This is a genomic window from Bacteroides sp. OM05-12, from assembly GCF_003438995.1.
In the GTDB taxonomy this organism is placed as follows: Bacteria; Bacteroidota; Bacteroidia; order Bacteroidales; family Bacteroidaceae; genus Bacteroides.
Genome location: NZ_QSUN01000006.1, coordinates 104,088 through 118,458 on the forward strand (window position 1 = coordinate 104,088; position 14,371 = coordinate 118,458).

Here is a 14,371-nt window from a genome sequence, read left to right on the forward strand (position 1 = left end):
TAAATGATGGCCTATAAGTTTGTATTTTTACAGATTACTCTGATTATATGTATTTCCTGCGGTCGATCTCCGGAAAATGAAGTTAAGAGTTCAACCATAAATTTTGCACGAGCTTTTTATTCTTTAAATTTCCAAGAAGCAAAAAAGTATTGCATATCGGGTACATCCCCGGAATTTGATTACTATGTTTCTAACATAACGCAAGAAAGTATAGATGCTCTGAAAAAAGCAGGAGAAGTACAAGTAGAAATATTAGATATAAATATAAACAATGAAAGTTTATCTGCAAGAGTAAAATGTAGAGTTACTAATTGTCTGAAAATAAATCCGATAGAAGGTGCTTCTATTGTTGAAAAACAATCTGAGAAGATTTATAATTTGAAAAAATCAGGTAAAGATTGGCTTATAGACTTACACTAAAAAAGATAAAGGCTACTCAAGGGTAGCCTTTCTTTATGTCTTAAAATTGCAGTAAAATTATCAGAATGGATAACCAACGGCAAAATGAAAAGCAAAATCTCTGCTAAATTTAGGATGTATAAGTGGAAAATGTTCTTTTTGAGTTACATAAGCCGGATTAACTGCTTTCATCCCTCCATCGAAACGAAGTACAACAAAATCGAAATCAAAACGTATTCCTAAGCCATAAGCCACTGCTATTTGTTTATAGAAAGTATTGAAACGGAATTGACCACCAGGTTGTTCTTTATAATCACGGATTGTCCAAATGTTACCGGCATCAACAAAAGCCGCTCCATGCAGTTTCCAAAACAAGCGCGTTCTATATTCAACGTTTAAATCCAACTTTACATCACCGGATTGATTCATAAAGTCAATATTTTTGTCTTCCCCTTTAAAACTACCCGGGCCTAAAGTTCGTACCCCCCAGCCTCTAACACTATTAGCACCTCCGGAGAAATATCTTTTCTCAAATGGTAACATATCTGAATTGCCATAAGGATAAGCAATACCAAGTCCTACATGGAAAGCGAATGAATTGCGATTATCTATGGCTATATTTTTAGAAAAATCAAAATCACCTTTGACATATTGTGCATAAGCAATATTCCAAATAGCATATCTATTATCCATTTTTCGTTGTTTTATCAGTTTGGATATACCATAAAATATATTCCCGGCCGATTCTAGGTTAAGGCGGATTGAATAGGAATTTTTTGATGCCGTATTATTGACAAACGCTCCACCAATACTATTATAATGGTAACTATATCCCATTTTTACAATAAGCAAGTTCTCATAATTGTATTTTAGAATAGAATTACTCATGCTATCCAAATATTCTTCCTTAAATTTTTTCTCTATACGAGGCATATAAACATAGTTTATATCTAATAAATCTACTTTGTGCTGTGCTTTCTTACGCATTGTCCACTTATAACTCCATGTTGCGGAAGCTACAGTGCGAGCAAACTCCGGACGTATCTGGGAATTGTATTGTATGCTTACTTCCGATGTGGCACGAATATTACGCTTGAATTCTGAAGAAAGAAAAGGAAAAAGGAAACAAGGGAAGTTCAAGCTCGTTTCCACTCCATATTCCGTATAATTGTCATTACTGTATCCTTGTAAACCAGTTATAGCTTCATAGGCACCACGCAGTTTTATAGTAAATATCTCTGATCCTTTAAATAGGTTCCTATGCTGGAAAGACACAGAAGCCGCTGCTCCCAAATCACCGGCAGAGTTTGTTCCTTCCAATTCTGCCGAAACGGATTTCTGTTTGCCTTTGGTTAGCATGACATAACAATTTAATTTTGTACTGTCATTATTTTCTATCTCTGCAAAACGTATATTGGTATATTTCAGTGCACGTAAACGGCCGAAATAAGCATATGTATCTTGGACATTTTGCTCATTATACAGACTACCCGAACTGATATGCAGGTTATCTACCAATACTTTGGGACGAATAAAAAGTTTATCCTTAAAATAAATAGGATAATCCTTGTAATGTACCGAATCATTAATATTGATACTAGTCAAAGCAGACGATTTTAAGACATCATAATCCGTTATAAAACTAATTTTGTTTATCTTATATTGATAGTGATCTTTAGGATTATCATTCTGAAATGCCTTATAAGGCTGCAAATGCAAGGTTACATCCACAAGATAAGTGTTACGTGCCGTATCTGCAGTATAATAAATAAAATCCTTATTGAATTTATAATATCCGTGTCGTAATAGATAATCGGTAATCCTCTGTCGTTCCGCATCCAATACATTCACATCAAAAATCATCCCTTTGTGCATTTTCATATTGGCAGAATCCATCAAGAGATATTGTTCTATCTGTCGGTCTTTTATGTCATAATGTACATCGCGTATCATATAAGGTTTTCCCGGGTTCAGCTTATAAGTCAGTTTCAGTTTCTTTTTAGAAATTTTCTTTTCCGCAGACACCGAAGCACTCATATAGCCCATATTATTTAAAGCCTTCGTGAGCTCTTCTTCAGAACGTTCTGTCGCTTCCTCATCATAAATAACAGGAGCATCCCCTATCCTACGAAAGAATTTATTATACCATTTAGTAGAATCTTTTCCGGATAAGCAATAAGTATATAAAGGGACCTTGACCAAACTAAACCATTTTGCATTCGGATTCTGACGTACATAACTACGAACGGATGAAGGCTTTACTTCTTTATTCTCAGATACGAGCTTTACCTCATCCAATAAATAATGATCCTCCGGTATGAATTTGGATACCGAACAAGAGGCAAGGGTGAGTGATAAGGTTATATATATATATTTGAGAAAGTCTCTTTTCATACAAATCCGTCTAAATGGCAAAAATGCGCCTACAAATATAGCTTTATTAAAAATATCTTTTTAGCTTTGCCTGCAAATTATTCAGTTTTTTAAGGATATAAATATGCTGAGCAAGAATAAAATCAAATATATTCATTCGTTAGAACTTAAAAAAAACAGAAAAGCAGAACATGTCTTTGTTGCTGAAGGGCACAAGACTGTCGGTGATTTACTGGGACACTTCCCTTGTAAACTTTTGATTGCTACGAAAGAATGGTTTGATAAAAAACTTTCATTCCAAGCAGACGAGATAATAGAAGTAAATAATGATGATTTATTTAAAGCCAGTTTCTTAAAAACGCCTCAAGAAGTACTTGCGGTTTTTGAACAACCTGAATATACGACAGATGCCACAGTGGTTTCCCAATCACTTTGCTTGGCATTGGATGATGTACAAGATCCGGGTAATTTGGGAACAATAATCCGCCTTGCAGACTGGTTTGGCATCGAACATATCTTTTGTTCTAATAATACGGTGGATGCTTTTAATCCTAAAACAATTCAAGCGACGATGGGAGCTATTGCAAGGGTAAAGTTGCATTATTGTTCTCTTTACGAATTGATATCTAATTTAAAGGACGTTCCTGTTTATGGAACTTTTTTGGATGGGGAAGATATTTATACACAAAAACTATCTTCCAATGGTCTAATTATCATGGGAAATGAAGGCAACGGAATAAGTCAGGAAGTGGAACAATTAATCAACAAACGATTATATATACCTAATTATCCTCAAAGCAGAGAAACATCCGAATCTCTAAACGTTGCGATAGCCACTGCTATCGTCTGTTCCGAATTCCGCAGGCAAGCATTATAATCGCACTAACGAAGCATCAGGCAGTAATGTCTTTGTTGTCAAATCAATGCCGGAAAGATAATAAGCAATATTTCCATCAGTAGATTTACAACATAGATCTGCTATGATGATTTCAAAAGAAGTATCTTTTGATAGTGTATATTGTGGTATAGAGGATAATATGATAATCCCGTTCAACCAAACAGTAGATTCGATTTCTTCTGTCAACGGGAAAAAATTGGTAACCTTCCCCCCTGCTAATTCAACGACGTATTGTTTATAAGACCGTTCCGGCGATAAATATAAAAGTGGAGCCGCATATCGTTTCATAAATCTAGCGCTGTTGCAATTGAATTTCATCCTTTTTCTGTATATCTTTTGCAGCAGCAGAACGATGACGATTGTTTACAGATATTTCCAGCTGCTTCAAATCGTTATCGTCTTTGATAGAGTCAGACTTTGAAACAGAAATACTGTCTGTTTGCGGGTGATGATAACGCATCAAAGTAACATTGTCTATCAATAATACTTTCTTCTCATCATTACCTGGATAATAAATGAAACCTTTCAGCTCTTTCATCTGATATGCGGAATCCGATTTAAGGACTAACGAATCAACTCTTGGCCGTACTACTTTCTTAACAACCTGTATCAACGAATCGTTTTCATATCTCATATACATTGCCATTACTGCCGTATCCGGTATATGTTTATTAGACAGGAAAGTATAGCGCATCTTCCATACCAGTTCATCATGCTGCTTGAAATTAGTATCGGCAGGTATGTCAAACTTCAGTTTGTTGGATGTAATGTAATTGGTAAGCATATTCAGTGGGTTGCCATACCACACATTGATCGAATCTCCCGGCTGGGTTTCTTTAGGTTTATTATCTCGGATAGCAATTAAATGATTGATAGTCTCCTGCTCTTTTTTATAACGCTTATTGATATTCTCATAGATTTTAGACAGTTCATCCGTATGGCGGGTATACCACACCATTGAAGAATCAAATTCCGCTTGAGTAGTATGATGTTTCTCTAATACATAATTAATGTATAGAGGTTGCTTGTATTTTTCTTCATAAGATAATTCATCCGCCATAGCTTTTGCCATATGATAGTCATACAACAATTGCTCCATCTTTGCCGGTTTGATAATATCTTTAGGAATCCCTTTCTTGCATCCACCCAAAAGCAGACATGAAAAGATAATTCCACCTATGAAGAACCTATTAAGCATCTTTTTTATCTGACTTATGTTCCGAATGATGTAAACTCTCATTCATATATTTACTATAAAAAAGCAGTAAGGCGATAATGCCACAACTGATGGATGCATCCGCAAAATTAAATATCGGACTGAAGAATATAAAATGTTCTCCTCCCACAAACGGCATCCAATGCGGCCATGTCGTGTCTATAATCGGGAAATAAAACATATCCACTACCTTTCCATAAAACCAAGTGGAATAACCTCCGCCTTCAGGCATAAATGTGGCAAGTGTGGATGTAGTGCTTTCATTAAAGAATACGCCATAAAACACACTATCTATAATATTTCCCACAGCACCGGCCAATATCATGGACATACATACGATATAACCGGTCTTATACCCTTTCTTAATAATTTTCACCAAATAGTAAATAATCAGAGCTACGGCAACAATACGGAAAGTTGTCAAAAACAGTTTTCCAAATATTTCCATGCCGAATGCCATTCCGTTGTTTTCCGTGAAATAAATGTAGAACCAATCCGTAACACGAATACTTTCATGCCAATACATCTTGGTCTTTACCAAAATTTTTATGACTTGATCGATTATTAATACCGAGAAAATAATTAAGATGGCCAATTGACCTTTGGAGAGTAGTTTCTTCATTTTAGTAATTAAGAATTGAGAACTGAAAATCCGGAAGCCTACAGATTCCGAACTTTCAATTCTCAATTAAATAATAAGATTATCGTTTTGAACCTTCTTTTGCTTCGATACTCAATGTAGCATGAGGAACAGCACGAAGGCGTTCTGCCGGAATCAGTTTACCTGTCTCACGGCAAATGCCATAAGTTTTGTTTTCAATACGCACTAATGCAGCTTGCAAACTTTGGATGAATTTTAATTGACGCTGTGCCAATCTTGTTGTTTCTTCCTTTGATAATGTGCTGGCGCCTTCTTCCAATACTTTATATGTAGGAGATGTATCATCTGTATCATTGCCATCCTGGTTCATGATACTCAACTTCAACTGATCATAATCACGTTGCGCTTTTTCCAGTTTCTCCATAATAATGGCACGGAATTCTTCAAGTTCCGCATCCGAATATCTCGTCTTTTCTGCCATAACTATTGTTTTTAGAGGTTATTATTATTCTTTTACTACATTTATCTGTAAAGTAAAGTCATCGAAATCAAGTTCGGTTCCTTCCTTCACTTCATCTGCTAAATCAAGAGAATTAGCTAAAACTTGGTTGCGAATATAAGCATTATATTCATTTACCGCATCATCTGTCTGAGGATTTTTAGATAAAGTAATCTTTATTTTATCTGTTATTTCAAAACCATTTGACTTACGGATATTTTGAATACGGTTTACTAACTCACGTGCAATACCTTCACGACGAAGTTCTTCCGTAACAGTCACTTCCAATGCAACAGTAAGTTTTCCTTCATTGGCAACCAACCATCCCGGAATATCTTCACTGAATATTTCTACATCACCGGATTCGATGACAGCTTCTGCGCCATCCAAGTTTAATGTGTACTTACCGTTCTTTTCCAGTTCTGCAATAGCATCTTGCGACATTTCGGATACAGCGGCAGCTACGGCTTTCATCTGCTTGCCAAACTTCGGACCAAGTTTCTTGAAATCACATTTTACTTTCTTTACCAGCACTCCGGCTGCACCATCCACAAACCTGACTTCTTTTACATTCACTTCATTCATGATAAGCGACTTCACTGCTTCTATGTGCGCGCGTTGTTCTTCGTCAGCCACAGGAATCATGATACACTGCAATGGCTGACGTACTTTTATATTCACTTTACGACGCAATGCAAGTACCATGGACGTAACGTCTTGTGCCATTTGCATCTGCGCTTCCAGCTCTTTGTCAACCAGTGTCTCATTACTTACCGGGAATTTAGCAAGATGGATGGATACCACATTGTCACGTCCGGTCGTTGAAATCAGGTCAGTATATAAACGGTCTGAATAGAACGGAGCTATCGGAGCCATCAATTTAGCGACTGTTTCCAAACAAGTATAAAGTGTCTGATAAGCAGATAACTTATCTTGTGTATAACCGCCACCCCAGAAACGTTTACGATTTAAACGAACATACCAGTTAGATAAGTTATCGTTCACAAAATCAGAAATCAAACGTCCGGCCTTCGTTGGCTCGTATTCATTATAACAAGTATCTACTTCTTTAATCAAGGTATTAAGTACAGATAAAATCCAGCGATCGATCTCCGGACGTTCATTCACCGGAATATCTGCTTCTTTATATGTAAATCCATCTACATTAGCATATAATGCAAAGAATGAATATGTATTGTAAAGCGTACCGAAGAATTTACGACGCACCTCTTCTACTCCATCCGTATCAAATTTCAAATTATCCCAAGGGGATGAATTGGTAATCATATACCAACGCAGAGGGTCTGAACCATATTTTTCAATAGCTCCAAACGGATCGACTGCATTGCCCAAACGCTTGGACATCTTATTTCCGTTCTTATCCAATACCAATCCGTTGGAAATAACCGCTTTATAGGCCACACTATCAAATACCATCGTAGCAATGGCGTGCAAAGTAAAGAACCAACCACGAGTCTGGTCTACACCTTCTGCAATGAAATCGGCCGGATATACCTCACGTGAATCCAGTAATTCTTTGTTCTCAAACGGATAATGGATTTGTGCATAAGGCATTGCACCGGAATCGAACCAAACGTCGATAAGGTCTGTTTCACGTTTCATCGGTTTGCCATCTTCCGATACAAGGATAATATCATCCACGTATGGACGGTGTAAATCAATCTTTTCGTAATTCTCCCCATTATATTCACCGGGAACAAAACCTCTTTCCTTATAAGGATTGGACGTCATGAAGCCCGCAGCAACGGATTTCTCTATTTCATTATAAAGCTCTTCCACAGAACCGATACACTTCTCCGCTCCGTCTTCACTGCGCCAAATAGGAAGTGGAGTTCCCCAATAACGGGAACGGCTTAGGTTCCAGTCATTCAGATTTTCCAACCATTTACCAAAACGCCCGGTTCCGGTAGACTCCGGTTTCCAGTTAATCGTTTTGTTCAACTTAATCATTTCATCTTTAGCAGCCGTCGATCTGATAAACCAGCTATCCAATGGATAGTACAGTACCGGTTTGTCCGTACGCCAGCAGTGCGGATAGTTGTGAACGTGCTTTTCTATCTTAAACGCCTTGTTGGAAGCCTTCATCATCATACAGATGCTAACGTCCAAAGACTCATCCTTGTCGGTGAGATTCGGATCATAGTCATTCTTCACAAAACGTCCTGCATATTCCTTATATAATTCTACATTAACACGCTCTTTTACAAATTCTTCATCCAATTCATCTAATGTATAGAATTTACCGGTCAAATCAACCATCGGACGAAGTTCACCTTTCTTATTAACCAACTGCAAAGGAGGCACACCGGCAGCTTTCGCAACCAATGCATCATCCGCACCGAAAGTCGGGGCAATGTGTACGATACCCGTACCATCTTCTGTAGTAACATAATCTCCCAGAATTACACGGAAAGCACCTTCACCCGGATTTACCCAAGGAATCAACTGTTCGTATTCCATACCCACAAGATCGGTACCTTTATATTCGGCAATAACTTTGAAAGGAACCAACTTATCTCCTGGCTTGTAATCTTCCAATTTCAGTTCTGCTGCTTTCGGATTAAAGTGAGCATTAAGCAACGCTTTTGCCAATACCACCGTAATCGGTTCACCCGTGTAGGCATTGTATGATTGTACGGCTACATAATCTATTTTAGGACCAACACAAAGAGCTGTGTTGGAAGGCAATGTCCAGGGAGTGGTTGTCCATGCTATAAAATAAGGAGTCCCCCACTCTGCCATCTCCGGTTTAGGATTCTTCATCTTAAACTGTGCTACGACCGTGGTATCCTTTACATCCCGATAACATCCCGGTTGGTTAAGCTCATGTGAACTCAATCCTGTTCCGGCAGCCGGCGAATAAGGTTGGATAGTATATCCTTTATATAGTAATCCTTTATTATACAATTGTTTAAGAAGCCACCAAAGTGTTTCGATATAACGGTTGTCATAAGTGATATAAGGATTTTCCATATCCACCCAGTATCCCATCTTATGAGTAAGATCAACCCATTCCTGTGTATATTTCATCACATCCTTACGGCAGGCAGCATTGTATTCAGCAACGGAGATAGTCTTGCCGATATCTTCCTTAGTAATTCCTAAAGATTTTTCTACACCCAATTCTACGGGAAGTCCATGCGTATCCCATCCGGCTTTACGCTTCACCTGATAGCCTTTCATGGTCTTATAACGGCAGAATATGTCTTTAATAGAACGTGCCATCACATGGTGAATACCCGGCATACCGTTTGCAGAAGGAGGACCTTCATAAAATACAAACGATGGACAGCCTTCACGTTCCGTCATACTCTTGGCGAAAACATTGTTTTCGTCCCATTTCTTTAGTACCTCTTTGTTTATCTGTGAGAGGTCAAACTGAGAGTGTTCAGCAAACTTCTTACTCATATTATTATGTGTTTTTTCTTACTTCCTAAAAATAAGATGCAAATTTACAAAAAAATAAGTAGATGGAAACTATTGTATAGTCTTTTTTGAGAAATTAGTGGTTATTGCTTTAAAATGGACTTTCCCGGAATTGCGACAAACATCGAGATGATTTAAAAAAACACCTTGATGTTTGTCTGCAATCAACCTGATGTTTTTTAAAATCACCGAGGTGATTAAAAAGGTACTGCAATTCACTTACAAACCCAATCAACGCGAATGGATTCATCCTTCAGTTTAATTAATTCGTATTTGATAATCAATTATTTAGGCTGAATGATATAAATTCCATGAATGTTTCAGAAAAAGAAAAGAAAGCTTCATTTGCTTTTTTCTATACTGAATCTTTTTTATCTGTCTGTTTCAGGTTAATAGTCTGATAATCAAATAGAGTATGGCTATAATGAAGGATTGAAAGATATTTTCAAGCAACTCTATTTAAATAGGAGTTTATCGGCAGTAAAATGCAGCTTTGGTTGGATAAAAAACAGATAGGAGTTTGGCTTCAAAGATACGGTCGTTTGTTTGCAAACGATACTTGATTGCAAACAAACGACCGTACCTTTAAATCTGAGAAACTATTACTCTAAAATGTCCATCCTAGACGGAGAACCGGTTCGATATAGAAACCGGCATTGCTATAACGCACATTATTGGTTGATTCGCTTTCCTCTTTCGTTATATCATGGTCTTCAACAGTTTCATAAGTATATTTCATTTTATTGGTCTTATAAGTTTTGAAACGTAGACCTAATTCCGTACCAACATATAATCCTTTATATACATAGAAGTCCAATCCAGTGAAAACCGAAGCATTAAAACCCAGATTAGCTCTATCATTGACATAATCAAGCGGATCATCTGACGGATATATATCATCATCAATATCATCTATTGAAGAAAATCCGCCATTGGTTATTTTTCCTGAATAAGAATTAGACGAAGCTTTATTACCATTTCTATAAGTTGTAGCACTTCCTTCAATATCGGTTGAAACAAAATGTTTACTGATGCCCAAAGCACCTCCTACATATAAATTCAATCTTTTTGCAATATCAAAATGACGTTCATAGCCCAATTCGAATGAGAAATCTCCGGATTTAGAGCTATATTCATCTTTATATTTATATTTACCGGTACCTAAACTAGACCCTGTTGTTCCAGTCAAAGGCACTTCTTTTTCATCTTCATCCGTAAACTTAGTACTGTTCATACCAAATCCCAATTTCAATCTCAAGGCATCATTCTTCGTAATAAAATAGCGAAATTTCAAGCCATCCAACTGAAAAGTATGACCTTTTTGGTCAAAAGGATTAAACTGAACTTCCGTACCGAATGAGCCGGCTTCGGGTTTAATTTGTCCAAAAGAAGAGGAACTTACTGCAATTAATGCAGCTGCAGTGAGAACTAATGTGAGATTTTTCATAAATAGAATATTTAGATTAATAATCAGTAATATCGATACAAATGTAGTTTATTTAAATATATAAACAAATTATTGCATCTTTTTATTTAATAAAAAAGAGAAGAATCTTTCCAGTGTGACCTATTATAAATAAACATTAAAATTGAACTAATGAGTATTTATTAATTCAAGAGCTTTATTCAATATATAGTCCTGTTTATTGTATATATCTTCAGGCATAATCTGAACGGGATAATCTAATCTGACTCCATTTGGATAAGTACATTCTCCATCAGGGTAATAAACTCCAATACCGGTCATGCGAGTACCATATCCACCGATAAAAGGAATGTAACAAACATTCCCCAATACACCACGTGTCATAGTGCCCACAACTTGATGTCTTGGTGCACAACTACATATTAAGCCTATAATCTCAGACTTACTGATAGAGTTTTCATTAACTAAAATAGAAACATTACCTTTATAATATTCAGCATTCTTTTTTCCTATGTTACACAATTCCGATCTTTTTCTGAACACTCCGGGATTAGATAAATCAGAGTAGCTACTAAAAGCATAAATCACTTCATCCGGTAAAAGAAAGTTCGCCAATACCGTATCAATGGCATTATCTATAGGATATTCTCTTAAATCTACTATCAATTCTGGAAATGCTTTTATCGAATCCAATTGTTGTGTCAGATCAATCGAAGTATACAACATCGGATTAATATAAGCAATCGTATCATTGATTATTCTTTTAGATATCAGAGGTTCTTGTTCCATAGGGGTACCGCCATTAGTTCCACCATAATATCCGAACAAACCTTTCAAAAGAATACTTTTCTCCTCTCCTTTTCTGATATAAGTAATAGATGCACTATCTTGACTGACAGACAATAAAGGATAGGTGTTAATCATGCCATTTTCGTTAGAGAATGAAAAATATACGTCTTTTTCTTTTCTTATATCTTTAATACTTTTTGCATTGATACTTATAATGACATCCCCTAATTCCAATCCGCATTTTTGTGTTTCTTCAAACCAATATCCGGTAATTATCAGTCCATCTTTATAAACTTTCGATTCAAACGGAATCTGATAGGATTCATATTGCCCTATATTAAAACCAGTATATGATGTTGGAGAATATGTTTCCGTATGTGCATCTTTAATTTCTGCTGTTAACGAAGTTATAGCTTTTTCAAAATCACTGATATTTTTTGCTTTCACAAATAGACGAATATATTTGGATAAAAGTAATTGCCAGTTATTTTCAAAATAAGGTCGATACGGATGAAAATAATTAATAATATTCCAATAACGAAATAAGCACAACAATCTATATCCATCATCATCCCAACTGATTTTGTCATAAAGAGGTTCAATAAATATCGGATAATCAAGGTGATATAAAGTCACTGAATAATTATAGAACGGTCTTGGTTTATTCAATATCTTTTTTAACTGCACACATAGATTATCCCCCAATTCCTGTGAATTTATCCAATTAAAATCAGGGCGAAACAAAATGGAATCTTCGTTTACAGTTATTTCATTTTTTATAGCTGCCTTATCTAAATCTTGTATCCAACAACATAAAGTGCGTTGCATAGATGTTTTGTCTGCACAATTCATAATTTTAGGTAAAATACGGAATAATTCGTAATTCCAATCATACATACCTGACTGTACAGCAGGATGATAATACTTCAAAAATCCCCATACTCTACACAATGTTTCTAAATTCCGGTAAGTTTCTAAAGAAATACTATCAGTCAAATTAAATTTAAATGACTCATCAAATTCATGATCCAATTCTGCCGGAGTCTCCGGATATATTTCATCTAATCTTTTATTATCTACTGAAAATGAAAAATTATCGAACCACAAAACAGCCTTTCCCTTATATTCTACCGCTATATCTGTATTCCATTTAGGAGAAATATTAGGGATCTTAAGAATAAAATTTTGCCATTTATCTGTAATTTGTAGTTTAGCTTCTTTAAAAATATTATTTGCTTGATAAATATATAATGAAATGGAATCCGAATATGAAATGTTATTCCCCTTATACCATCCCTCAAAAACTAAACTATCACCTTTAAAACGATATTCACAGAATGAATGTCTAATACTAAAAGAATATATGGAATCAGATTTTTCAGGAGATACTTTTAAGGAATACTTTCCATGATGTATCTCTATACTATCTTTTTGAACATCACAATTCCTTTCTAAATTGGTAAACCAAATCTTATTCTCTAAAAATGCATAATAATGAAAATACAACTTATTTAGTTCATAGAGTTCTTGCTCACTCATAATGTTATATTTCTCAAAATCAAGAAACTCCCGAAACGAAATATATTCCGGCTTCTGTGCAGACAAAGATTGAATAATAGATAATGATACGATTAGTACTATATATTTCTTCATAATGAATATCTAATCTTTTCACAATATATTTTCCGAATCTCACAACAATGATTTCCTTTATAGGCAGAAGTCGTATCATTATCGGCAATCCCCTCTCGAATAATTTCTATTATGTTATCCCCTGATTGCGCATATAATACGTTAGAGCTCAAGAAAAATAAAAAGAGTACAATATACATTATACTATTTAGCCGTGTTTTTTTGATTGTTAGTTCCATATATTGGTTTTTATCATCAACAAAAATAGCAAATAAAAGTAAATATTGCGACAGCATATTTAAATTTTTCTTTTATCCTAAAACATATTCACTCTAAAACTGTTAATCTACTTTAATTTATAGACTATCAGGAATCAACTAATACATAAAAAATATAGTTTTGCAAACAACTAACAAATGTGTTAAACATAAAAGTTAATATGAAAGAAGAACAAAATACAGAGCAAGCCATACTCAAGGCTGCAGAAAAAGAGTTTATAGAAAAAGGGTATGCTTTAAGCAAGACTACGGAGATAGCCAAGGCTGCCGGAGTGACCCATGCCATGTTGCATTACTATTTCAGAACTAAAGAAAACTTGTTTGATAAAGTATTTCAGGAGAAATCAAGATTGATAGCCGGCTCCTTTGCATCCATCGTAAATGAAGATCTTCCTTTTCTTGAGAAGGTAGCAAAAAGTGTAGAGATGCATTTTAATTTCTTGATTAATAATCCGAAATTGGCATTCTTTGTTGTGAGTGAAATCGTAGCGAATAAGGAACGGCAAGATACTTGCAAAAAAATGTTCCTACCGATTATCAATAATACGCTACGGAAATTGGGTCAATCTATTGATGAAGAGGTTGCAAAGGGAACTATTCGTCATATCGAGCCGTTTGATTTACTTTTATCCGTTATTTCACTAAATGCGTTTGTATTTTTGGCACATCCTATCGTTGATATGATAACCAACGGAGATGAGAAAGTATGTGAGGACTTTTTAGAACACCGAAAAAAGGAGAATATAGAACTGATTATAAGCAGGCTTAGAAAATAATATTTTTTTGCTTTGTTACTAACAAATATGTTAGACA

General features: G+C 35.5%; 11 protein-coding genes. 3 read left to right on the top strand and 8 right to left on the bottom strand.

Annotation, left to right across the window (positions count from 1 at the left end; all coding sequences use genetic code 11):
* The first annotated feature begins 3 nt into the window (after nucleotides 1-3).
* Nucleotides 4-420, top strand: coding sequence for a hypothetical protein (locus DXB63_RS07680; RefSeq protein WP_122125819.1), 417 nt, complete (start codon nucleotides 4-6; stop codon nucleotides 418-420).
* Nucleotides 421-480: 60 nt separating this feature from the next.
* On the opposite strand, the gene DXB63_RS07685 is transcribed toward DXB63_RS07680, so the two are convergent.
* On the bottom strand, nucleotides 481-2,793 hold the full coding sequence (locus DXB63_RS07685) for a BamA/TamA family outer membrane protein (protein ID WP_122125820.1): 2,313 nt from the start codon (nucleotides 2,791-2,793) through the stop codon (nucleotides 481-483).
* Between the two features lie 103 nt (nucleotides 2,794-2,896).
* Here DXB63_RS07685 and DXB63_RS07690 point away from each other — a divergent pair, with 103 nt between their 5' ends.
* Nucleotides 2,897-3,649: an RNA methyltransferase gene (locus DXB63_RS07690; RefSeq protein ID WP_122125821.1), complete on the top strand. Its 753-nt coding sequence runs from the start codon at nucleotides 2,897-2,899 to the stop codon at nucleotides 3,647-3,649.
* On the opposite strand, the gene DXB63_RS07695 is transcribed toward DXB63_RS07690, so the two are convergent.
* The 7 genes from DXB63_RS07695 to DXB63_RS07725 form a co-directional block, all read right to left on the bottom strand.
* The gene (locus DXB63_RS07695; RefSeq protein WP_122125822.1) at nucleotides 3,644-3,958 is read right to left on the bottom strand and encodes a hypothetical protein; all 315 of its coding nucleotides are present in this window, start codon (nucleotides 3,956-3,958) and stop codon (nucleotides 3,644-3,646) included. The two genes, DXB63_RS07690 and DXB63_RS07695, sit on opposite strands and share 6 nt — an antisense overlap.
* Before the next feature lie 4 nt (nucleotides 3,959-3,962).
* The gene (locus DXB63_RS07700) at nucleotides 3,963-4,868 is read right to left on the bottom strand and encodes a DUF4296 domain-containing protein (RefSeq protein WP_158563653.1); all 906 of its coding nucleotides are present in this window, start codon (nucleotides 4,866-4,868) and stop codon (nucleotides 3,963-3,965) included.
* Nucleotides 4,861-5,508: a lipoprotein signal peptidase gene (locus DXB63_RS07705; RefSeq protein ID WP_122125824.1), complete on the bottom strand. Its 648-nt coding sequence runs from the start codon at nucleotides 5,506-5,508 to the stop codon at nucleotides 4,861-4,863. The genes DXB63_RS07700 and DXB63_RS07705 overlap by 8 nt, the downstream gene beginning before the upstream one ends.
* Before the next feature lie 79 nt (nucleotides 5,509-5,587).
* Nucleotides 5,588-5,968 (bottom strand): TraR/DksA C4-type zinc finger protein, encoded by a 381-nt coding sequence (locus tag DXB63_RS07710; RefSeq protein ID WP_122125825.1) that lies wholly within the window; start codon nucleotides 5,966-5,968, stop codon nucleotides 5,588-5,590.
* 24 nt (nucleotides 5,969-5,992) lie between these two features.
* The gene (gene ileS / locus DXB63_RS07715; protein WP_122125826.1) at nucleotides 5,993-9,415 is read right to left on the bottom strand and encodes an isoleucine--tRNA ligase; all 3,423 of its coding nucleotides are present in this window, start codon (nucleotides 9,413-9,415) and stop codon (nucleotides 5,993-5,995) included.
* A gap of 625 nt (nucleotides 9,416-10,040) precedes the next feature.
* Nucleotides 10,041-10,880, bottom strand: coding sequence for a hypothetical protein (locus tag DXB63_RS07720; protein ID WP_122125827.1), 840 nt, complete (start codon nucleotides 10,878-10,880; stop codon nucleotides 10,041-10,043).
* Nucleotides 10,881-11,027: 147 nt separating this feature from the next.
* The gene (locus DXB63_RS07725; RefSeq protein WP_122125828.1) at nucleotides 11,028-13,301 is read right to left on the bottom strand and encodes a S41 family peptidase; all 2,274 of its coding nucleotides are present in this window, start codon (nucleotides 13,299-13,301) and stop codon (nucleotides 11,028-11,030) included.
* A 418-nt stretch (nucleotides 13,302-13,719) separates the two neighbouring features.
* Here DXB63_RS07725 and DXB63_RS07735 point away from each other — a divergent pair, with 418 nt between their 5' ends.
* On the top strand, nucleotides 13,720-14,334 hold the full coding sequence (locus DXB63_RS07735) for a TetR/AcrR family transcriptional regulator (RefSeq protein WP_122125881.1): 615 nt from the start codon (nucleotides 13,720-13,722) through the stop codon (nucleotides 14,332-14,334).
* Nucleotides 14,335-14,371 lie beyond the last annotated feature (37 nt).